A 21,326-nucleotide genomic window follows, 5' to 3' on the forward strand; every position below is an offset into this window, starting at 1 on the left:
GAGCCTGGGCGCGGGCGTGCGGCTGCTCGCGGTCTATTCGGCCGGGCTCGGCGTTCCGTTCGTTATGGCCGCGGTGGCCATCCGCCCGTTCCTGTCGTTCATGCACCGCTTCCGCCGCCATCTGGGGCTGATGGAGAAGATCATGGGCCTGCTGCTGGTGCTGACCGGCATCGCCTTCCTCAACGTGTTCGAGTGGTTCAGCATCCAGGCGCTCGGACAATGGCTGATCGAGACGTTCCCGGGCCTAGCCCGCGTCGAGGAGCTGATGACGCCCGAAAAGCTCCAGCACGATCTCCGCACGCTAACGCCCGGAGGTTGAGGACGTGGCCACACCCATCGCGCTCACCATCGCCGGCTCCGACAGCTCGGGCGGGGCGGGCATTCAGGCCGATCTCAAGACCTTCACGGTGCTGGGCGTCTACGGCGCGTCCGTGATCACCGCCATCACCGCGCAGAACACGCGCGGCGTGCAGGGCGTGCTGACGCTGCCGCCCGACATCATCGCTGCGCAGATGACGTCGGTCGCCTCCGATCTCGCTGTGGGCGCAATAAAAACCGGCATGCTGGCCGATCGCGTGACCGTGGAAACCGTCGCCGAAGGTCTCGCGCGGTTCGCGGGAGTGCCGCTCGTCATCGATCCCGTCATGGTGGCGACCAGCGGCGACGTGCTGCTCGCTCCCGAAGCGATCGACGCCGTGAGAACGCGCCTGTTTCCGCTCGCCGACATCGTGACGCCGAACCTGCGTGAGGCCGCCCGCCTGCTTGAGGCGCCTGTCGCCACCTCCCTCGGCGAGATGGAGGCGCAGGCCCGCCGCATTCTGGCGCTCGGCCCCAAGGCGGTGCTGGTGAAGGGCGGGCACGGGGAGGGGGTGGACGCCACCGACATTCTCGTGAGCCGGGACGGTCTGAGCCGTCTCACGGCGCCGCGCATCGCCACGCGCAACACCCACGGCACGGGCTGCACGCTGGCAGCCGCCATCGCGGCGCGTCTTGCGCAAAAAGCCACGCTCGAGACGGCTGTGGCAGATGCGAAAAGCTTCGTCTGGAAGGCGATCGAGGCCGGAAAAACGCTGTCCGTCGGAACGGGTGACGGCCCTGTCGATCATCTCCATGCAATCCGGAGACAGTAACTGTTGCGCCGAAGCATCGCCGGACCGGCAATGCGTCGCGCCCATCTTGTCAGTCTCTTTGGGTTCTGCAACTCTCCTGCCCGTGCAGCGCCGTCGTCGGGGGGCGATAGAGCAGCGCACATACTACTGACTACACGACTTTGGGGGGAGCTAAGTGGCGATCAGGGACGCTGCGAAGCTCGGCAAAAAACCGGTCCGGTTCTTCCGGGCCGGTTTTTTCTTGCCCGAAGCGCTCGCGCCCGCCGCAGGCCCCTGATAAAGACGCTCGCGCCGCCGGACAAACGCAGGCGCCATAATAAGAGCCAAGCCGCGAGATCGGACTGCCGAAATGGGAGGACTTGAGAAGGACGGGCGGGGGAGCAGCCTCCTGGCGATGTCGGCGCGCGCCTCCTACAGCCTGCGTCTCGCTGCGTTCTACGGCGCCCTTTTTCTGATCTACGGCGTGCATCTGCCGTATCTCCCCGTCTGGCTCGACACGCGCGGCCTCACCGCGGGCGAGATCGCCGCCATCACGGCCGCTCCCTTCTTCCTGCGCGTCTTCATAACGCCCACCGTCGCCATCCTGGCCGATCGCACCGGCGCTCATCGCAGGATCGTCAACGGGCTCGCCTGGCTCGCGCTCGTGCTCGTGCTGGCCTTGAGCCGGATGGAGAGCTTCTGGGCCATCTTCCTGCTGGCGGTGCCCTTCGCCATCGCGCTCTCGACCATCATGCCGCTGACCGAGACGATTGCCGTGGCCGGTGTGCGCGCCAAAGGGCTCGACTACGGGCGTATGCGCCTTTGGGGCTCGATCACGTTCGTGACCGCGGGCTTCGTCGGCGGCTGGCTGATCGATCACGCAGGCGCCGATGCCGTCGTCTATTGTATCATCGTCGGCGCGGTCGCGACGGTGGCCATCGCCTCACAGCTTCCGGAAAAGCTGCGGCTCGCGCCCGGCCCGGATCAGGTGCCTGCCGAAACGCTCTCCCATCAGGGCGCCATTCGCGGCGGCAGCACGGAGGAGGCGCTCCGTCTCGTCCGCACGCCCGTGTTCCTGGCGTTCCTGCTGGCTGCCGGCGCTGCCCAAGGCGCGCACGGCATGTTCTACACCTTCGGCGCGCTCACGTGGCACGCCCAGGGCATCTCCACCGCCTGGGTCGGCGCCCTCTGGGCCATCGCCATAGTCGGCGAGGTGATGCTCTTCGCCTACTCCGGCGACATCGTGCAGCGCTGGGGACCCGTGACGCTGATGGTCAGCGCCACCGCCGCCGCCGTGCTGCGCTGGGCGCTGATGAGCTTCAGTCCGTCGCTCCCGGCGCTGATCCCGCTCCAGATGCTCCACACGCTCACCTATGGCGCTTCGCACCTGGGTGCCATGCACTTCATCTCGCGCGCTGTTCCCGAAAGCGCGCAGGGAACGGCTCAGGCCATGTACGCGACGGTCGCGGCCGGCCTCCTGATGGGCGCGGCCACGCTGACCGCAGGCAGGCTCTATCCGAGCATCGGCGGCCACGCCTATCTCGCCATGGCCCTCCTCGCGGCAATAGGATTTGCCGCCGCGCTTTACGTGCGTGCAAAATGGCAGGGCGGCCTGCTGTGGACCAGCCCAGAGGCCGCGAAAGTTTGAGGCCAGGGGGCTCAGCCCCAGAGCTGCGCGGAAGGTGGCTGCAACTTTCCATCCTGGAAGCGCACGGGCGGATCGCGGTCGGTCGCGAGCAGCAAAGGTCCGTCGAGGTCCACCCAATCTGCGTCCTGCGCGATCAGAAACGCGGGCGCGACCGCGAGCGAGGTCGCGACCATCGAGCCAACCATCACCTTGAGCCCAGCCTCCCCTGCCGCCTCCCGCAAGGCGAGCGCTTCGGTGAGCCCGCCCGCCTTGTCGAGCTTGATGTTGACGGCGTCGTAGCAATGGAGAACGTCCGCCAGATCGGCGCGCGTATGCACGCTTTCGTCGGCGCACACAGGCACGGAGCGCATCAACCCTTCGAGCATGGCATCCGCGCCAGCCGGAAGCGGCTGCTCGACGAGCTCGAAATCGGATTCGGCCGCAGCCGCCAGGAACGGCCCCACCATGTCGTCGGTCCAGGACTCGTTGGCGTCCGCGACGAGCCGCGCGTCCGGTCTCGCCTGGCGTACCGCCGCCATACGATCGATATCGCCAGCGCCGCCAAGCTTGAGCTTCAGAAGCCTGTGCGCGGTTGCATCCTGCGCAGCGCGCGCCATGGCTGCGGGCGTGTCTAGGCTCAGGGTGAAGCACGTCTCGACACCCGCGAGCGGCGCGCATCCCAGGCTTGCCGCCACGCTCCTCCCGCTCGCTTTCGCTTCGAAATCCCAGAGCGCGCAGTCGAGCGCGTTGCGCGCCGCGCCCGGAGGCAACGAGGCGGCAAGAATGTCCCGGCTCGCGAGCAGGCCAGGGACACGGCTTGCGTCCTCAATGGCGGCCACCACGCTTTCCGGCGTCTCGCCATAGCGCGCATAGGGCGTGCATTCCCCCCGACCGGTCACCCGCCCGTCGGAAATCGACACCGCGACCACCACCGCATGCGTCTTTGCTCCGCGGGCGATCACGAACGGCACCTTGAGCGCGAAGCGGTCGACGGAGATGGAAAGGGAGCGAAGAGACATGAAAACCGTGGCGCCTGACTTGCGATCCCAGACGCGCGATCATCGACGCGCAGCATCGATCGCCAGCGGGAAGGGAGCTAAGTGATACGCCCGCTGACGTGCGCGAGGAAGAGATAAACCCGCCCCATGTCCGACAGCAGATGAGCGTTGATCGCCCGGCCGGAGGGATCGCGCTGCTCCGCGTCGCGCCGGATGTTCTCGAAGTCGACGAGGTAGTGGTTGATCGTCCGCTGCAGGTCCGGATCGGTGCGGTAACGCACGCTGAGATCGTCGAAGATGGCGCGGCCTTCCGGCGTATAGATGCTGCGCACCATCACGCCGCGCTGGCCTGCCGCGATGCGCTGCCAGAGCGCGGCCGTCGTCGCCGGATCGAGTGCACGCGCGATCACGTCGATCTGGCTGTGGAAGGGGACCGGCGCCTGCGGAGGCGCGTGCATGACAGGCGCGGGATGATGGGCTTCGTCATCGCGCGACGCGCGCGCCAGAAGATCGCCGAGCGACCACCCATCACGGTTCTCTGCGGCAGGCGCTTGCGAAACGGCGGGACGTGAGAGCGGTGCCTGATAGGGCGACGGCGGAGGCGGCGCGGCCCGGTAGACGGGATCGGGCGCCGCCGGTGTGGAAAGCGTGCTGAGCGCGCGCGGCCCGGTGTCCGACACGGCGCGTGCCTCTGCAACATAGCTGCTCGTCAGAGACGGAACGCCGGGTGTGCCGGGCATGGGCGGCTGCGGCGGCGTCACATCCCGCCCGGCGAGCGAGCGCGTCGTGAGGTTGGAAAGCTGCTCGATGGCGCGGAGCTGGTCCTGAAGCGCGCGCCGCATGGCCTCCGCGTTCTCGCGCGTGGCGGTGGGAAGCCGCTCCATCTGCTCCTTGAGGCGCACTTGCTCGGCGGCGATATCGGCGGCCGCGCGGCTCGCCCGCTGCCTGACCTCGTCGGAGGTTTGGTCGATCCGGCTCGTGAGCGAGGAGAGCTGCTCCGAGACCACGTTGGAGATCGACGAGAAGCGCGAGCGAAGCTCGTCGAGCGCGCGCTCGCCCTCCGCGCCGGCTTCGAGGCGGAACCGCTCCAGATCGTCGAGGGCCGTGCGCTTGGTGGCTTCCGCGCTCGCCCTGAGCTGCTCGGCCGTCGCGCGCGCACGCTGCTCGGCAGTGGCCAGCGTGCCTTCCATCGACGACGAGAAGCCTTCTACGAAACGGCCGAACTCGTCCGCCTTTCCGGAGAGCCGGTCCATCGTGCTGGAAAGCTCGGCGTGGCGGCCCTGCAGGGTGGATTCGATCTTGAAGTTGGCGTTCTCGAGCGAGTTGGCGGCGCGCATGATCGCCTGACCCTGGCCCTCGAAACGATTGGTGACGGCGTTGACCTGCGAGAGCAGGTTCTCCGACACGCGCTTCAGCATCTCGGACTGACCTGCCAGTCCCTCGATGGCCTTGAGCGACTGGCGCGTGATGTTCTCGCTCGTGCGGCGCACCGAGTTGATGCCGTGCATCAGGCTCTCATCGAGATTGACGGCCTGACGCGAGATCGTCTCGCTGAACGTGCGCGCGTGATTGTCGAGTGCGGAGGTGAGGGCGCGCGCCTTTTCGGCAACCGCGGTATCGATGGTCATGGTCGAGCGCACGATGGATTCGTCGAACGACTTCAACCGCTGACCGAACGCGGCATCGAGCGCCTTGGTGCGCTCCACGAGCTGAATGTCGAGCGCCTGCGCGCGATTGCTGATCGAGGTGTCGAGGGCCCGCGCATACTCCTCGAAGACGAGCTGCAACTTCTCGGTCCTGTTGCTGAGCGAGGTGTCGAGCGTTGTCACGTAGCTCGCGATCGCGTCCTGAAGCTGGTCCGTGCGTGCACCGAGCGCCATCGCGAGGCCGGACGTATACCCTTCGAGCATCCCCTGCAGTTGCTCGGTCTTGCTGCCGAGCGCGTGCTCCAGCCGGTCGGTGCTCTGCCCCACTGCGGATTCGAGGGCGGTGAGGTTGTCGCCCGCGCCCTGGATGATATGCGCGAGCTTGATCTGCTGGTTCGAGAGTTTGTCGATCAGCGAGGGAATATCGGTTCCGAGCGTCTTCAGCGTCTCTGTGACACGCTCACTGGTGGAGAGCAGAGAGTTGCGCTCACCCGCGAGCTCCTGGATGAGACCGCGGATCTTTCGCTCGTTCTCCTCGTAGGAGCGTTCGAGCGCGGTGACCTCGTTGTGAACCAGGGCTTCGAGCTCACCCGCGCGTCCGAGCGCGCGCGAGATGGCGTCGTTCATGAAGCCGACCTGACGGCGCACAGCCTGCCCGAGAGAGGCGACCGATTGCTCGGCCATACGGTCCGGCTCCGCGAGCCGGATTGCGACCTCTGTCATGGTCGAGGAGCGTAAGCGCAACTCGTCGGAGCGCCACGCGAGAAGCGCCAGCGCCCACAGCACAGCCACGGGAACGATAATCGCGGTCGCGGTGAGGAACGTCGAAGGCTTCTCGAACAGCGAGAGGAAGGTCGCGCCCGCTTCGAGCTCCGCCCGCACGATGACGTAAGAAAACGCGAGGCAGATGACGGTCCAGACAGCGGTCGCGATCGCGGCGTACTTGAAAGGCGCCGAAGAAGGCTTCTGCTCGAGCGCGTAGATGAGGCCGCCGATGGAGGGCGCGTCGTCGTTGGCCGCGATCTTTCCGCGGGGAGGTCCGGCGGGTCGCCGGCGCGCCATGCGCCGCGCCGCGGGCTCGGCCGATTGAGGTGGCTGCTTGTCTCCGCCGGGGCGGTCACCCTTGTCGTTGCCGGAGAGAGGCGGCATCACGGCCGGAGCAGCCTGCGCGCGGGAAGCCATGTTGGGAAGTGGTGGCGGCAACCTATGGTGCACCGTTGCCGTCGGGGAGCCGAGGTTCGGCGCGCTCGCGGGCGTGGAGACGAGGGACAGGGCGTCGCTGAGATCGGGGCCCGAGGATTTAGCGCCGGAATTTGCGTTTCCGGCCAGGGGAGGCGGAATCAGTGCGGAGGCCGACGCCTGCGACGCGGCCGGAGATGCGGCCACGTCGGGCAGCGCCTTGGCAGCCGCCGCCGAGTCAGATTTCTGTTCCTGAGCCATCAACCCGTCCGAGCCGGTAACCACCGGCAGCCCCACGCCCAGCTCTAAACCATGATACCGCAGTCCGAGGCTTGTGCTCAAACGGGTTTTCTCCCATGAGCAGGCCCCATCAACGCCCTTTTTTCAGGGTTCGAGCCTCCTCCTAGGCTCTATGCCGAGTAGGCCGTCTTTGGGGCCAAATGAAGTTCGCCCCAACGCCGCCCAGAACCCGTAGCCTTAAAGAAACCTTTCCCCCAAGAAGCGACTTAGAGATGATTGGTTTACAACTATTTAGCGCGTTACGGGCAGGATGGGCCATGACCTGCGGAAGCCCTCGCTTCCGGGGTGCTCGCCCCTGACGCCGCCGGGACCGGCCGAAAGGCGCTTTTTTGATCCACCGATAAATACGTCCCAACGCAGGCCACGCGGCAGATGACGACCCAAAGACAGAGCGCGACCCACCGTCGCCATGAGCGCTTGGCGCTTGGCCTGGGTGAGCCGTCTCCCGTAATGGCGGGGGAGGGCGCGGGCCCGATCGACCGCGCGCATCTGGCCCGCTATACGCTCGGCAGCCCGAGCCTGGAGCGGGAAATCCTGGGCCTGTTCCTCGCGCAGCTCCCGCTCAGCATCGAGCAGCTTCGCTTCGCAGTCACCGACCGCGAATGGCATGTGGCGGCCCATACCATCAAGGGCTCCGCCCGCGCCGTCGGCGCCTGGCAGGTGAGCCAGATCGCCCTCGAAGCCGAACAGACCTCGGGCGCGACCGACGAGGAGGAGCGCGAGCGGCTGCTCGCCCGCCTGGAAGAGGCATGCGAGCACGTCCAAAGCTATGTGGAGGAAGCCTTTCCTTCCGAGCCTGCCCGCCCCGGATCGTAACCGCACGCTTCCGCATCAGAAAATCTGAAACCGGCGGCTCCGGCCCGCATCAGACAGGGCGCGGCGTGGCAGAGCTTGAATAAAGCGGACGAGCCCATTAATCCTGCCCGCGACCGTCCCGGGAAACCGGGCGAACATCAGGAATTGGAGCCGGCCGTAATGGTTAAACTCACCTTCATCCAGCCCGACGGCGCGAGCCAGACCGTCGAGGTCGAGCCGGGCCTGACCGTTATGGAGGCGGCAAAGCTGAATGACGTACCCGGCATCGAGGCGGAGTGCGGCGGCGCGTGTGCCTGCGCGACCTGCCACGTCTACATCGAGCCGGCCTGGGTGGAAAAAACCGGCAAGCCCGCCGATATCGAAGAGGACATGCTCGATTTCGCCTTCGATGTGCGTAAGGAGAGCCGCCTGAGCTGCCAGATCAAGGTCACGCCCGACCTCGACGGGCTCACCATGCGCGTGCCCACCAAGCAGTTCTGAGATCCCGCCGCCTCGTCGGCGGCAAGAACGCGTCGGCGAGCGCGAAACAGGAGACGACCATGGCGTTGGACGAAGCCAGCCAGGCGACAGACGCAGGCGTGACGGAGATCGATGCGGTGATCATCGGCGCTGGCCCCGTGGGTCTGTTCGCGGTGTTCGAGCTGGGGCTCGTCGACGTCAAATCGCTCGTGATCGATATCCTGGGTAAGCCCGGCGGCCAGTGCTCGGAGCTCTATCCCGAAAAGCCGATCTACGACATTCCCGCGCTCCCCACGGTCACCGGCCAGGAGCTGACCGACCGGCTGATGGAGCAGATCAAGCCCTTCGGCGCCTCGTTCGTGTTCGGTGAGCGCGTCGACGAGCTGCAACGCTCGGAAGACGGCCGCTTCCATCTCAAGACCGACGCTGGACGCGAGATCCTGGCCAAGGTCGTCGTCATCGCCGCGGGCGGCGGCTCGTTCACCCCGAAGCGCCCCCCGCTCGACGGCATCGAAGCCTACGAGGGAACCTCCGTGCACTACGCGGTGCGCCGTATGGAGGAGCTGCGCGGCAAGGACGTGCTTATCGTGGGTGGGGGCGACTCCGCGCTCGACTGGACGCTCAACCTCGCGCCCATCGCCAAGTCGCTCACGCTGCTGCACCGTCGCGACGAATTTCGCGGCGCGCCCCATTCGGTGGAGCAGATGCGTGCCCTCGTGGCGGAAGGAAAAGTCCGCCTGGTCATCGGCCAGATGACGCAACTCCACGGCGAGAACGGAACGCTCGAAGCCGTCACGGTGAAGACAGGCGACGGCGAGCAGCGGGTGACGGCGAACGCCATGCTGCCCTTCTTCGGCCTCACCATGAAGCTCGGCCCGGTCGCCACCTGGGGCCTCAACCTCAATGAAAACCTCATCCTGGTCGACACCGAGAAGTTCGAGACCAGCGAGAAGGGCATCTTCGCCATCGGCGATATCAACTGGTATCCGGGCAAGCTGAAGCTCATCCTCTCGGGCTTCCACGAGGCGGCCCTGATGGCGCAGCAGGCGCACAAGTACGTGCACCCCAACAAGAAGCTGCTCTTCCAGTACACGACCTCGTCGTCCAGCCTGCAGAAGAAGCTCGGCGTGAAGTAACGAGAACGCGCAGGGCTTTCGTCAGCGCCCCGCGATGGAGCGCTCATAGACGAGGGCGAGCTTCGCGAAATCGCGCACGGGCACCCGCTCGGCCCGGAGGTCGGGCGCGATACCGGCAGCGTCCAGCAGCTGTTCCGGATTGGGCACCAGCGTCTTGAGGGAAGCGCGCAGCATCTTGCGGCGCTGACCGAAAGCCGCCGCCGTCACCTTGCCGAGGGTTTTCACGGAGCAGGCGGGCTGCGGATCCGGCCGCGGCTTGAACACGACCACGGCAGACGAGACCTTGGGCGGCGGCGTGAACGCCTCCGGCTTCAGCGTCAGCGCGATGTGCGCCTCGCTCCGCCACTGCGAGATGACGGAAAGGCGTCCGTAGTCCTTGGTGCCCGGCTCGGCGACGATACGCTCCGCCACCTCCTTCTGGAACATCAGCACCATGCGATCCCACCACGGCGGCCACGGCTCCGTTTCGAGCCATCCGATCAGCAGCGACGTAGCCGCGCCATAGGGAAGGTTCGCCGCGATCACCGCTTTTTGCGCGCTGCCACCGAGAAGCGCACGCCAGTCCGCCTCGAGGGCATCGCCCTCGTGCACGTTCAATTGGCCGGGATAGCGTGCGCTGATCTCGGCCAGCGCGGGAAGGCATCGGGAGTCGCGTTCGACGGCGATCACGCGCGCCGCGCCTTCGAGCAGCAACCCGCGCGTGAGGCCGCCAGGTCCGGGGCCGACCTCGACGACAGTCCGCCCCTCGACAGAGCCGCCGGCCCGCGCGATCCGCCGTGTGAGATTGAGATCGAGGATGAAGTTCTGCCCCAGGCTCTTCTTCGCCGCGAGCTCGTGGCGGCGGATCACCTCACGTAAGGGATCGAGCCCGTCGGGGCTTGCTCCGCTCTTGGTCTCGGCCTGAAGCTCGCTCATGAAACGCCTGCGGGAGCGGGGGAGGCCACGCGGCGCGCAGCAATGGAGCCGGCGAGCTTCAAGGCTTCGACGAGGCTCGACGCGCGTGCCTGTCCGGTGCCCGCGATGGAGAAGGCGGTGCCATGATCCGGCGACGTCCTGACGAACGGCAAGCCGATGGTGACGTTCACGCCCGTGTCGAACGCCAGCGTCTTGATCGGGATGAGCGCCTGATCGTGATACATTGCGAGCACCGCGTCGTAGATCTTGCGCGCCGCTGCGTGAAAGAGCGTATCGGCCGGGTGCGGCCCTGTCACAGCAAGCCCCTCTCGCGCGAGCGCGGCGATCGCGGGCGCGATGATGCGATCGTCCTCGGTGCCCATCGTGCCTTGCTCGCCTGCGTGCGGATTGAGACCCGTCACCGCAATGCGGGGGCGCACATAGCCGAAATCGTCCCGCAGCGACCGGTTCAGAATGCGCGCCGTCTCGATGATAGCGTCCGTCGAGATCGCGGCAGGCACATCTTTCAGCGGAATGTGCACGGTGAGGGGGACGACCTTGAGCTCGTCCGAAGCCAGAAGCATCACCGGCTTGCTCTGCGCACTTCCGAAATGCTCCCGCGCCAGCGCGCCAAGAAACTCCGTGTGGCCGGGATGCGGAAAGCCGTGGGCCGTGAGCACGCTCTTTGCGATCGGGTTGGTGACCACCGCCTGTGCCTCGCCGCGCTTGACAGCGAGAACGGCGGTTTCGATAGCGGCAATGACGGAAGGCGCATTACGTGTATCCGCCTGGCCCGCCATCACGGGAGCCGCGCAGCGCACGGGATGAACGGGAAGGCGGCTCTCGAAGGCGTCGATCGCGTCGCTGAGATCGCTGACAATCTCGATGGGAGCGTCGAGGCCGAGGGCAAGCGCACGCGCTGCGAGCGCGTCCGGATCTCCGAGCAGCACGAAGGGCGTCAAAGCATGACGCGCCCGCTCCGACCAGGCCATGAGCGTGATGTCGAGCCCGATGCCTGCGGGGTCTCCCATCGAAAGCGCGACGAGAGGCACGCGCGCCGTCGCGGAGCGGTCGCTATGCGCGCCCCGTGCCATCAGCGGATCTCGATGGCCGCGTCCTGCCGCAGGTCCTTGAGATGCTTCTGGGCGAGAACCTCGAACTCCTTCTGGCGAAGCTCGTTCTGCGCATTCTCGCGGGCCGAGCCCTGCCCGGCTGGCGCCTTGCGTCCGCAGAGCGCCCAAAGCTCGACACTGCCCTGTCCGACGCTCGCGGGCAGCAGGTCGCCGTCGGTCGCGTTGAGCAGGAGGCTGCGGGTCGGCTCGGGAATCGACGCGGGCTTGCGCATCCCGAGATCCTCGAACTTGGCACCCGCTGTCGCCGCGGCGAGCGCGGACATGGAGGCGCACCCGCTGTACTGCCGGTGCAGCGCATCAGCCTCAGCGATGCGCTGGGCGATCTGCGCCTGATCCAGCGAGGAGGGAAGTGGCAGCGTGATGCGCTGGACCTGCAACTCGACCTCGCTCTGAGCCAGCGACGACGTATTCGCGACGAACTGATCGACGTCGCGTTCCGTGATCGCGACGAGATGGCCGAAACGGCGGCGGACCACCTCGCGCCAGGAGATCTCGGCGCGGAAGCGGGCCTTCATGGTGTTGATGTCGACACCCATGCCCTTCATGTGCTGGGCGAACTGGTCGATCGTCATCTTGTTGCGCTCGGCAATTCCGCCGATGATCCGGTCGACCTCTTTCTCGTCCGTAACCGCGTTGAGCCGCTTGGCTTCCTGCAGCTTCAGCTTCTCCTCGATCAGCTCATCCTGGGCTTTGCTGCGGGAGCCGGCCACCGCGCCGGAACGTGCCTCCCGCTTGAGCTGGGCAACCATGTTCGCCTGGAGATCTTTGACGAACTTCGTCTGCAGCGCGCGGGCTTCCTCCTGCGACTGGACGTTGTTCTTCTTGAGCAGCTCCTTGAAGCGCTCGTTGGTCTTTGGATCCTGCACGATCGATTTCCAGCGTGCCTCGGCCTTCGCCTTGAAATCCTGGCCGCCGCCGCCGCCCTGGAGCGCGATGAAGGAGGCACGCTGCTCGATCTCGTAGGCCGTGATCGGCTCGTCGTTGACGAGCACCGCGATCGACTGGCCGCCTTTCTGGCGCTGCGCCTTGCCCGTGCCGCCGGCAGCCGGGTTGGCAAGCTCCGCATTGGCCGTGACCGAGCCTCCCTTCGCCTTGGTTTTGGGCTCCACCGCAGAGGCGGGCAGGGCGAGGCCTGCGCCAAGCAGGAGCGCGCCGGAGGTCAGAAGGAGGAAACGGGGCAGATTAGGCATCGATGCTGTCTCGCCAGCAAAAACGGATCACGGCGCGACGGAAAGCGCTGACGCTTGGCCAATTCCTCGAAGCGCCGGGAATCCCGACAATAAAGGGTGACCAGCAGAATGCAAAGGTCGCGGACCTTATCCACACCAACCATGGCGTTGGCAAGGCATTGACCGATCAGCGGTTGAGAGCACTGCCCAGCGACGAGGCGTCTTCGCCGCCCATGAAGTCGACCACGTTGGTCTGGTAGTTGAAGCCGCCGAGGTGCTTGAACTCGAAGCGCAGCATGACGGTCTGATCCGGCTTGATATCGCGATCCGGATCATTGATGAATGTCTCGCTGTAGGTCGCGCTCAGCATGAAGCATTCGTCGAGATAGGCGATACGGATCGAATCCGTGAGAGTCCTGCCCGCGTCGAGGTCGTAGCGAAGGGCGCCCGACAGCGTCCAGCGATCGGTGATCCGCAGCGAGGCGAAGCCGAGGATGTCTTCTTGTTGGTCGTACGTCGCAGTGTCGTAATCGTAGACGTCACCGTAAGTGTATGTGACCTGAGCGACAATCGGCCCATAGTTAAAGGCTGCCGACAAATCCTGCCGTCGCAGGGAGAGGTCGTCCTCGTCGAAACGAGATTGGGAGATCACCCGGAACACATCTGTTGGCGCGAGGTACAACCCGAGTACGTAGTCAGATTTATTAGTCTCGAGTCCGCTGGCCGAGTTAAAGTCGTTACCCGGCTCATTGTAAGCGTTAGTGCCAGCGAGATGGAAGCTTTGTCCCGCGAGCACGCGAGCGTAGCCCACCGGACCCTGGAACGTGTACTGGACGCCGACGTTGGCTCGAACGCCCGTTTCGAGGCGGTCATAGCCCGAGAACTTGGTGCTCTCGAACAGGTTGGTATCGTCGAAGATCAGGCTTTTCGCGTCTTCATCCGGCAGATCATCCTGACGAACGCTGGAATTATGAGCCACGATCTGCCCGATCGGCTCGATCACGTGCGAGCTTGCGCCAACGTTCGCAACCCAGGGATAGGACACCGTGGCTCCACCCGTCGCGAGACCGCGCAAGAAGGTCTCATCGAGGTCGCCAGCGATCGGGTCCTCATAGTTGATCTGGTAGATGTCGCCACGCAGCTCGCCGAACGGCGTATAGGTTATGCCGATCGCGTCCGTGAAACGGCGGCGCCATTTCACTTCCGTCACAAAACGATTCATGTCTTGCGAGACAAGATCCGAATTCGGAGGCGCATTATCAAGCCGAACATCAGAACGTGACAGGCTCAGCGCGTTGGACCTCCAGCGCAGCTCGCCGCCGAGTACCGGATCCTTGAACACGTAGTTGTGGTCGATGATCGGATGAACGAGCGACTCCGACGCGTCGGTGTCGTTCACCAGCAGCCCGCCGAACTGATAGAGCTTCGCGCTGAAATAGTTACGCTCCGACATGCCCTGCAACCAGACGTCGTTGACGCGGTCGGTCAGCAGGATGCCGTCGAGCTTGTAGTACCGGCGGAACGTGTCGTCGCTTTCGATGATGGCATTCCAGCCGTAGCTCCACCAGCTCGAAAGCGAGAACTTGCCGCGCGTCTCAACGCTGCCGCGCCAGCCGTCCAGATCTTCATTGCCGGGTCCGAGATCGCTCGCGTCCTGGTCGATGGCGGCCAGGTTGATCGAGTACTCGCCGTTGGAGAGCTTCTGGCGCCAGTCACCCTGCCACAGCACGCCCTGCTCGGTCATGTAGCGGGGATGGAACGTGAAATCGTAATTCGGCGACAGAGCGAAGTAGTACGGAATCTCGACGAACACGCCGAGATCGTTCGAGTTGCCATACGACGGCGCGAGGAAGCCGCTCTTGCGCTTCACCGACGGATCGGGGTGCTCGAAGTAAGGCAGATAGCCGACCGTGATGCCGTAGAACTTAACCTCGGCATCCTGGTACGAAATGGTCGCGTTGGCCTGGTCGTGCACGATGCGCTTGGCGCCGATGCACCACAGCGGCGGCACGTTGCCTTCGCTTTTGCAAGCCGTGAAGGTTGCTTCGGCGAACTCGGTGACGTTGCCCTCGCGCCGCTCGCCCCGCTCCGCGGTGATGCGGGATTCGTCGCTCGTCACCACCGACAGCGACTGCACGAAGCCGTCACGGAAGTCGTCCGTCAACGTGTAGTTGTCCGCGCGGATGATGTTGCCGTTCGCGTCCTTGAGCTCGACGTTGCCGGAAGCCGTCAGCGTGTTGGCGCCCTGGTCGTAGATGACCTGATCGGCCGTAAGAACGTTCTTGTTGTAGTAGATCTCGACGTTGCCGCGCGCGATCACGCGGTTGCCCTTGGTGTCGTAGATCAGCTCGTCGCCCTGCAGGTAGAGCGGCAGCGTCTTGTCCATCTTCTGCGGCTTGCCGAACACATCGCCCGACTTGCCGAAAGCCGAGGTCTTCGAGGAGGAGGTCACCTCGTCCTGGAAGCTGTTGGATTTTTTCTGTGCGGAGGCCGGATGGGAGGCGAGCAGCGCCGCAGCTGCCGCGAGCGTAGCCGCCACGCCGGAAAGCACGCGCAAACGCCCGTGTCCCACTGCCTTGCGGCACGGACACGAGTTGCCCAACTCAGTGCATGTCGCCAGCATTTTGCGCGCAACACGCATCACTCAGCCGTCCTCCTGGTGCAAGAGCACCGTGACCGAAACAAGAATTGCGAGAACCACCGGAACCCACACCGCCGCCCAGATTGGGGCGAGGCCCGCCGTTCCGATTTGCCTTGAAATCTCCGTGAAAAGGAAAAATCCAAAGCCCCCGATCATTCCGGTGACGACCATAGTCTGGATCCCACCCGAGCGGAATGACCGCAACGACACAGTGGCCGCCAAAAAAACCATGGCCACGCAGAGCAGCGGGCGAGTCAGCAGCAACTCATACTGAATGCGCAATTTTGATGCTGAAAGACCCGCCTTTTCCGTCACATAAATCAGGTCCGGAAGCTCCCAGAACGAGACCGAGATGACGCTTCCGAGGGCGTCCACGACACGCTCCGGCGTGAGGTAGGTGGACAGCAGATATTTTCCGAAGGTTTCGGGCTCCCGGCCGACGCGCGAGACGAGGGCACTTTCGAGCACCCAGTACCCTTCCTCGAGCTTCGCCCGGCTGGCGTCGACTCGCTCCGAGAAGCGCCCGCTTTTATCGTAAACGAACGCCGTAACCGTGGTGAGCTCGGTTCCCCGCCGCCGGGTGCTGCCTGCCGTGAGCACCGATTGCCCGTCGAGACCGTCCTGGCGCAGCCATGTGCCTGAGGCGCCCTTGCCGAGCAGGCTCGATTCACGCCCGAACGCCTCTGAATACAACTTTTCGGAGCTGTCTCTCGCCGTAGCCGCCAAAGGGTTGAAAACGGTGGAGCTCAGGATCCCGAGCATCATTGCGACGGCCGCGCCCGGACGCAGGAACTGCCAGACCGACATGCCGCCCGCGCGCATCACCGCGAGCTCGCTCTTGCGCGCCAGCATCAGCAGTGCACTGATCGAACCCACCAGCACCGCGAACGGAAGCAGGATTTCCGTGTAGGCCGGCAGCCGCAGCGCCGTGATCCAGGCGAGAAGCCAGGCCGGCACGCTGCCGTATTTGCCGGCTTGGCGCAAAAGCTCAACGAAATCGATCATGAAAATCAGGACCGTGCAGAGCCCGAACACCGCGAAGATCGCGATCAGGAAGCGCATCCCGATGTAGACGGAGAGCGTGGAGACCCCGGGCATCGGCCGCTAGCTCCTGGACCCGGCAGGCGCGGCGACGCCCCGCCGGCGGGAGAAGCGCTGCATAAGGCTCGCCCAAAGCTCCGCCGCGCTCTCGGAAATCTTGTCCAGCATCGCGTTGCCCCGCGAGGGCCGCGTCCCGCGCGCGATCAGGAACAGCGAAACGCAAATCGCCGTGAGCGGAATGAGGTAGAGCACGGGCACGAAGCTCGCGTGCAGCACCACGATGTTGTTCACCGCCAGCCCCGATAGCCGCAGTCCCACGCCCGCCAGGAAGCAGAAGCCCATTCGGGCATGACGGTTCTGTCGCGTGCTTTGCGCCTGGCCGACGAGCGCGATCGCCAGCAACACGAAGGCGAGCGGGTAGAGCGCGCTCGAAAAGCGCTCATGCAACTCGGCCCTGAAGCGGCCGGGCTCGGCTTTGTAGGCCGAGCTGTTGGGGTCGGGATTGACCAGCTCGTCGTAGTAGCGCTCGCGCGGCTTGAGATCCGCAGGTCCTGCCGTCTTGGCTTCGAAACGGTCGAGATCGACCGCGTACTTGTCGAACTCGATGATCTGTGTCGGCTCGGAGATCCCGCCCTCACGGCGCAGAATATGCCCGTTGGTCATGAACAGATAGGACTCGCCCTTGTCCTTCAGGATGAGGCCTTTTTCGGCGAGATAGGACTGCACTTCCTTGGAATTGCGGGCGTCGTGCATCACGAGGCCTTGCAGCGTCCCATCGAGCGAGCGCTCGCGGATATGAAACGTCAAACCGCGCTCGGGGCTCGAAAAGCGGCCCGGCTGGATCACCTGGGTCAGGAGATCGGTGCGGACGTCCATCACGATTTCGCGCAGAAGCCTGAGGCTCCACGGCATGGCCACGTGGTTCACGTAGGAGATGAAGGCCACGACGATCAGCGCCAGCGTCGCCAACGGCTTGACGATGGTCCACGCCGTGGCGCCCGACGCCGTCAGCACAATGATCTCGCTGTCGCTGTTGAGGCGATTGAGCGTGTGGATCACCGTGATCAGCAGCGCGAACGGCGTGATCACGGCGACGAAGTTGGGAAGGCCCAGCGTCGTCATGGTGACGAGCGTCAGCGCGCTCTGGCCAAGGCTGGTCACGACGTTGAGTTCGCGCAGCGCGAGCGAGATCCACACGATGCCGGTCAGCGATAGCAGCACCAGCAAAAGCGCGCTCAGCGTCTGCCGAAAAACATATCGTGAGAAAATCGTCATCTGACGGTGATCACGCTGAGCTTCGAGTGAGACGACGTCGAGGAACCGGCCATCGAAGCCGAAGGGCGAAGACTGCCGCCGAGGACGGCGCCACGGCCGCGCACGGCGATATCTTGAGCACCCGCCCGCAAAACTCGAACCCCCGTCGTCGAAGCGGTACGCACTTAACCACCGTCGTTCCATGTGACAATGGCGGAATTTCGGCTCTAATCCAAGCCTCTAGCCCCATTGATGCAATGCGGAAACAACCCCTGCTGCGTCCGCGGAGCCCCGCCAAACCTAACCCTATCAGCAGATTAATGTGTGGGGCTGACTTTTGGAGCGTCCGCGGCTTGCACTTCCCCCGCAAGCGTCTAATTTCCACAGCGAAGATCGAAAACGCCTGCCCATTGTTCGAGCATGGCCGCGGCTTGAAGCCGGCGGCGGGCTGAAGCCCGATCGTGCCGCCGGCCCCTGATCGCAGCAGTTTGATCCGATCCTGGGCGTATAGGATGCTCTAATCGTTGTCTGCTGAGCATGAGACGCGCCCACGCACCGGGCCATCCGGGGCCTGCTCGAAACCCGTCTCCGGCCCAGCAGATACCCCGAACACGCCGGACCCGCTCCGCGGGCAGGTCCGGACCCGCCGCAACGATCCCCTGTTCTCACGAACCCCATGTCCTCGAGGAGCACCACCCACCGATGACTACGCCGCTTGAAATCACCTTCGCCCGTCTCGATGCCGCCCATGCCGCAACGTCGGCCGTGTTCGTCGGCCAGGATCTCGCGCTGTCGCCCGCGATCCAGAACCTCAACAAGCGGAGCGACGGGCAGATCCTCAAGGCCGCGGAAGCGGCCGAGTTCAAAGGCAAGAAGAACACCTCGATCGAGATCCTCGCCCCGCAGAAGCTCGACATCCAGCGCCTCATCGTGATCGGCGCGGGCAAGGCGGGCGACCACGGCGACAGCGATTGGGCAAGCCTCGGCGGTTATGCCCTCGGCCAGATCTCGGCGCGCAAAGTCGCGGAGGCGAGCCTTTTCGCCGAAGTCTCGGGTGCCGACATCAAGCCCGAGGCGGTGGCCGCGAACCTCGCCTTTGGCGCGCTGCTCCGCCACTACTCCTTCAAGAAGTACCTGACCAAGAAGACCGGAGGCGAGGAGGGGGCTGCCAACGGCAACGGAAATGCCGACCAGAAGCCCGCCAAGGACGGCCTCGTCCACCTCACCATTCACTGCGCCGATCCCGACAAGGCCCGCGCGGCGTTCGAAGCCAAGCGCGCGGTCGCCACGGGCGTGCACTTCGCCCGCGATCTCGTCAATGAGCCCGCCAACGTGCTCGGCCCGGTCGAGTTCGCCGACCGCGTGAAGGAGCTCGAGCGCATCGGCCTCGAGGTCGAGATCCTCGACGACGTGACGCTGAAAGAGCTCGGCATGAATACGCTGCTGTCCGTTGCGCAGGGCAGCGTTCGCCCCGCACGCGTCGCCATCATGCAGTGGAATGGCGCGAAGTCGAAACGCGCCAAGCCGCTCGCCTTCGTCGGCAAGGGCGTCGTGTTCGACACCGGCGGCATCTCCATCAAGCCGGCCGCCGGCATGGAGGATATGAAGGGCGACATGGGCGGCGCCGCCGCTGTCGTCGGCCTCATGTACGCGCTCGCCGAGCGCAAGGCGCCCGTCAACGCCATCGGCGCCATCGGCATCGTCGAGAACATGCCCTCGGGCTCCGCCATCCGCCCGGGCGACATCGTTGTCTCGCTCTCGGGTCAGACGGTCGAGAACCTCAACACCGACGCCGAAGGCCGCCTCGTGCTGGCCGATGTGCTCTGGTACGTGCAGGAGCGCTTCAAGCCGCGCTTCGTCATCGACCTCGCGACGCTCACCGGCGCCATCATGGTGGCGCTCGGCAAGGATTTCGCCGGCCTCTTCTCCAACGACGACAAGCTGGCCGACCAGCTCATCGCCGCCTCGAAGACGACGGGCGAGAAGGTCTGGCGGATGCCGCTCGACAAGTCCTACGACAAGCTCATGGACAGCAAGAACGCGGATGTGAAGAACATGGGTGGCCGCTGGGGCGGCGCCTGCACAGCGGCCGCGTTCCTCAATCGCTTCATCAAGAAGGACGTGCCTTGGGCGCATCTCGATATCGCGGGCACCGCGATGGACGCGCCGAAGAACGAGATCAACACGAGCTGGGGATCGGGCTGGGGCGTCCAGCTCCTCGACCGCTTCATCGCCGACAACTTCGAGAAGCCCGAGAAGTAAGGGCGGAACGCAAAAAGCCAGCGAGCCGGCCGATGGGCTTGGCTCGCTGGCGCCACTGAATGAACCATTAAGACACTGTTCTAAGGTCGCTCCATCTCGTTATTTTCCATAATATATATTATGCGAATTGAGGATGGGCGCGGCAGCCATGGGATGGGCGCTGCTTTGGGCCTCAAGACGAGCCGGAAAGCTCCCCCGGAAAGTTCCACTGCGATAGCCGGGCGCGAAGCTCCACCCCGCCCAGCCGCTCACGGCAGCCGTTCCTCGGCTGCCCGCACGCACGCTGCGATCACCGCCGCATAAACGGCGGCGACGAAACCGGTCAGCACGTTCACGCTGACCACGATGCCGACCACCCGCGCCCACTCCTCGCTCATCACCGCCCGCAAGAGCGTGACGATGAAATCGTCGAACGCCTGCTTGAGCTGGAAGAAGAGCTCGCTCACCTGGCTGACAGACGGCTTCTGTGGAAGCTCCCAGACGAGCTTCCACCCGATCTCACCTACGCTGGTCGCGTGCAGCACACCGACCGCCGCCAGCATCGCGAGGCCAGCGGAGAATGCGAGCCCCAGCGGCGGCGCCAGCCTGAAGTAGCCCCAGCGCCAGGGCTGAGCCCTGAGCGACACCGAGAGCGCCCTGAGCGCTGCCGACCCCGCATAGGTCGTAACGCCGAAGACGACGGCCACCCAGAACAGCCGTGTGCTGTCGGTGCCTGCGAAGGTGAACAGCGCGGCGAGCCCGGCCAGCACCCCCTTCATCAGCGCTTCCACAAAGCCGACCAGCCCGACGAGGAGGATACGCGGAGACCGCGCGCCCTCGAAATAGAACGGCAGCTCGAACGAAAGACGCTTGATCTCGAGCCGGAGGCCCAGGGCGAAGCTCAGCGCCGCGGTGAGCGCCGCAAACAGGAACGGGTGTACGTAGCCAAGCCAAGCGACGGCCGCGACCGCACCGATCTCGGCCGCCATGATCAGTCCGTTGAGGAGGATGCGAATGACGATCATGAGAGGCAGGCGGCGCTCCGAAACACGCCTCCGGAAGGACAGGCGGCCAAAACCGCTCGTACAGGCTCGGAAGCACCGCAAGATGTAACGCGAAGCTGCGCGTCAAGACAACGGAACGAGCGCCGTGCCCTCAATCGAGAAGCGAGACTGTGCTCTCCGGGCGGCAGTGCGCATCGCCCGAGCGCGCGAGCGTGGCGTTGAACGGGAAGGTGCGGCGGAACATGCGGAACTCCCCGCCCGTATCGCCAGTAATGTGAAGCTGCGTCTTGGGCTCGTCACCGGACCAGTTGATCAGGCTCACCTCCACGACATAGGGCTCCGTGCCTTGAGCCAGCTCGAGCTTGCCCTTGAAAAGCGTGTTGCCGCTGATGGCGCTCCGCTCGCCCGCGTCGAGTTTGAGCGCTGTGCTGCCGCACTTTCTACCGGCGTCCAGCACCTCCACCCCGCACCAGCCGGCGGCGCATCGCGCCACATCGAGGGTAAGCGTGCATGGCTTCTCCGCGCAGTCCTTCGTCCGCGCAAGCTCGTAGCTTCGTCCTTCCCAGCGTCCCGAGATATCGATCACAGCGTCGCCGCCGGATGGAGGGCTTGCGGCGTCTCCGGCGAGCGCCGCGCCCGCCGCAGCCAGAACACAAAGTACGGCAAAGCTTGAAGCAGTCCCACGCGACACGATACGACC

The 21,326-nt window shown here is 65.2% G+C and carries 16 protein-coding genes and 1 pseudogene; 7 read left to right on the forward strand and 10 right to left on the reverse strand.

Annotated elements, in window-relative coordinates:
* The 3 genes and pseudogenes from F812_RS24775 to F812_RS24780 form a co-directional block, all read left to right on the forward strand.
* Window positions 1-319, forward strand: a pseudogene (locus tag F812_RS24775) (cytochrome c biogenesis protein CcdA); the annotation flags it as partial.
* A 4-nt stretch (window positions 320-323) separates the two neighbouring features.
* Entirely contained in the window at window positions 324-1,130 is an 807-nt protein-coding gene (thiD, locus tag F812_RS0119555) for a bifunctional hydroxymethylpyrimidine kinase/phosphomethylpyrimidine kinase (RefSeq protein WP_020087673.1), read from the forward strand.
* Between the two features lie 328 nt (window positions 1,131-1,458).
* Window positions 1,459-2,736, forward strand: coding sequence for an MFS transporter (locus F812_RS24780; RefSeq protein WP_245257723.1), 1,278 nt, complete (start codon window positions 1,459-1,461; stop codon window positions 2,734-2,736).
* An 11-nt stretch (window positions 2,737-2,747) separates the two neighbouring features.
* Here F812_RS24780 and dgcA read toward each other — a convergent pair whose 3' ends face one another.
* Together dgcA and F812_RS0119570 are read right to left on the reverse strand one after the other, a co-directional pair.
* Window positions 2,748-3,734 (reverse strand): N-acetyl-D-Glu racemase DgcA, encoded by a 987-nt coding sequence (dgcA, locus tag F812_RS0119565; RefSeq protein ID WP_020087675.1) that lies wholly within the window; start codon window positions 3,732-3,734, stop codon window positions 2,748-2,750.
* A gap of 77 nt (window positions 3,735-3,811) precedes the next feature.
* Window positions 3,812-6,799 carry a hypothetical protein gene (locus F812_RS0119570; protein WP_156827565.1) on the reverse strand — a complete coding sequence of 996 codons (2,988 nt, stop codon included), beginning with the start codon at window positions 6,797-6,799 and terminating at the stop codon, window positions 3,812-3,814.
* A gap of 411 nt (window positions 6,800-7,210) precedes the next feature.
* Here F812_RS0119570 and F812_RS0119580 point away from each other — a divergent pair, with 411 nt between their 5' ends.
* The 3 genes from F812_RS0119580 (at window position 7,211) to F812_RS0119590 (ending at window position 9,249) form a co-directional block, all read left to right on the forward strand.
* Complete coding sequence (locus tag F812_RS0119580; protein ID WP_156827566.1) at window positions 7,211-7,654, forward strand: Hpt domain-containing protein; 444 nt, start codon at window positions 7,211-7,213, stop codon at window positions 7,652-7,654.
* Window positions 7,655-7,813: 159 nt separating this feature from the next.
* A complete protein-coding gene (locus F812_RS0119585) occupies window positions 7,814-8,134 on the forward strand; it encodes a 2Fe-2S iron-sulfur cluster-binding protein (protein ID WP_020087679.1) in 321 nt (106 codons plus the stop codon).
* A 59-nt stretch (window positions 8,135-8,193) separates the two neighbouring features.
* Window positions 8,194-9,249: an NAD(P)/FAD-dependent oxidoreductase gene (locus F812_RS0119590; RefSeq protein WP_020087680.1), complete on the forward strand. Its 1,056-nt coding sequence runs from the start codon at window positions 8,194-8,196 to the stop codon at window positions 9,247-9,249.
* 21 nt (window positions 9,250-9,270) lie between these two features.
* On the opposite strand, the gene rsmA is transcribed toward F812_RS0119590, so the two are convergent.
* The 6 genes from rsmA to lptF all read right to left on the reverse strand — a co-directional run bounded on the left by rsmA (window position 9,271) and on the right by lptF (window position 17,402).
* Window positions 9,271-10,164 (reverse strand): 16S rRNA (adenine(1518)-N(6)/adenine(1519)-N(6))-dimethyltransferase RsmA, encoded by an 894-nt coding sequence (gene rsmA, locus F812_RS0119595; protein WP_020087681.1) that lies wholly within the window; start codon window positions 10,162-10,164, stop codon window positions 9,271-9,273.
* Window positions 10,161-11,237: a 4-hydroxythreonine-4-phosphate dehydrogenase PdxA gene (pdxA, locus tag F812_RS0119600; RefSeq protein ID WP_020087682.1), complete on the reverse strand. Its 1,077-nt coding sequence runs from the start codon at window positions 11,235-11,237 to the stop codon at window positions 10,161-10,163. Before pdxA ends, rsmA begins: the two co-directional genes overlap by 4 nt.
* Window positions 11,237-12,466 (reverse strand): peptidylprolyl isomerase family protein, encoded by a 1,230-nt coding sequence (locus tag F812_RS0119605; protein ID WP_020087683.1) that lies wholly within the window; start codon window positions 12,464-12,466, stop codon window positions 11,237-11,239. The genes pdxA and F812_RS0119605 overlap by 1 nt, the downstream gene beginning before the upstream one ends.
* A 166-nt stretch (window positions 12,467-12,632) precedes the next feature.
* On the reverse strand, window positions 12,633-14,996 hold the full coding sequence (locus F812_RS0119610; RefSeq protein WP_245257726.1) for an LPS-assembly protein LptD: 2,364 nt from the start codon (window positions 14,994-14,996) through the stop codon (window positions 12,633-12,635).
* Between the two features lie 93 nt (window positions 14,997-15,089).
* Window positions 15,090-16,184, reverse strand: a complete 1,095-nt coding sequence (gene lptG / locus F812_RS0119615; RefSeq protein WP_020087685.1) for an LPS export ABC transporter permease LptG — start codon at window positions 16,182-16,184, stop codon at window positions 15,090-15,092.
* A gap of 6 nt (window positions 16,185-16,190) precedes the next feature.
* Complete coding sequence (gene lptF, locus F812_RS0119620) at window positions 16,191-17,402, reverse strand: LPS export ABC transporter permease LptF (RefSeq protein ID WP_020087686.1); 1,212 nt, start codon at window positions 17,400-17,402, stop codon at window positions 16,191-16,193.
* A gap of 681 nt (window positions 17,403-18,083) precedes the next feature.
* Between lptF and F812_RS0119625 the strand changes: the two genes are divergently transcribed.
* A complete protein-coding gene (locus F812_RS0119625) occupies window positions 18,084-19,643 on the forward strand; it encodes a leucyl aminopeptidase (RefSeq protein WP_020087687.1) in 1,560 nt (519 codons plus the stop codon).
* A gap of 248 nt (window positions 19,644-19,891) precedes the next feature.
* Here F812_RS0119625 and F812_RS0119630 read toward each other — a convergent pair whose 3' ends face one another.
* Together F812_RS0119630 and F812_RS0119635 are read right to left on the reverse strand one after the other, a co-directional pair.
* Window positions 19,892-20,647, reverse strand: a complete 756-nt coding sequence (locus tag F812_RS0119630; protein ID WP_020087688.1) for an SPASM domain-containing protein — start codon at window positions 20,645-20,647, stop codon at window positions 19,892-19,894.
* A 130-nt stretch (window positions 20,648-20,777) separates the two neighbouring features.
* Window positions 20,778-21,317 (reverse strand): hypothetical protein, encoded by a 540-nt coding sequence (locus F812_RS0119635; RefSeq protein ID WP_156827567.1) that lies wholly within the window; start codon window positions 21,315-21,317, stop codon window positions 20,778-20,780.
* Between the last annotated feature and the right edge of the window lie 9 nt (window positions 21,318-21,326).

Source organism: Hyphomicrobium zavarzinii ATCC 27496 (assembly GCF_000383415.1).
Lineage (GTDB): Bacteria > Pseudomonadota > Alphaproteobacteria > Rhizobiales > Hyphomicrobiaceae > Hyphomicrobium_C > Hyphomicrobium_C zavarzinii.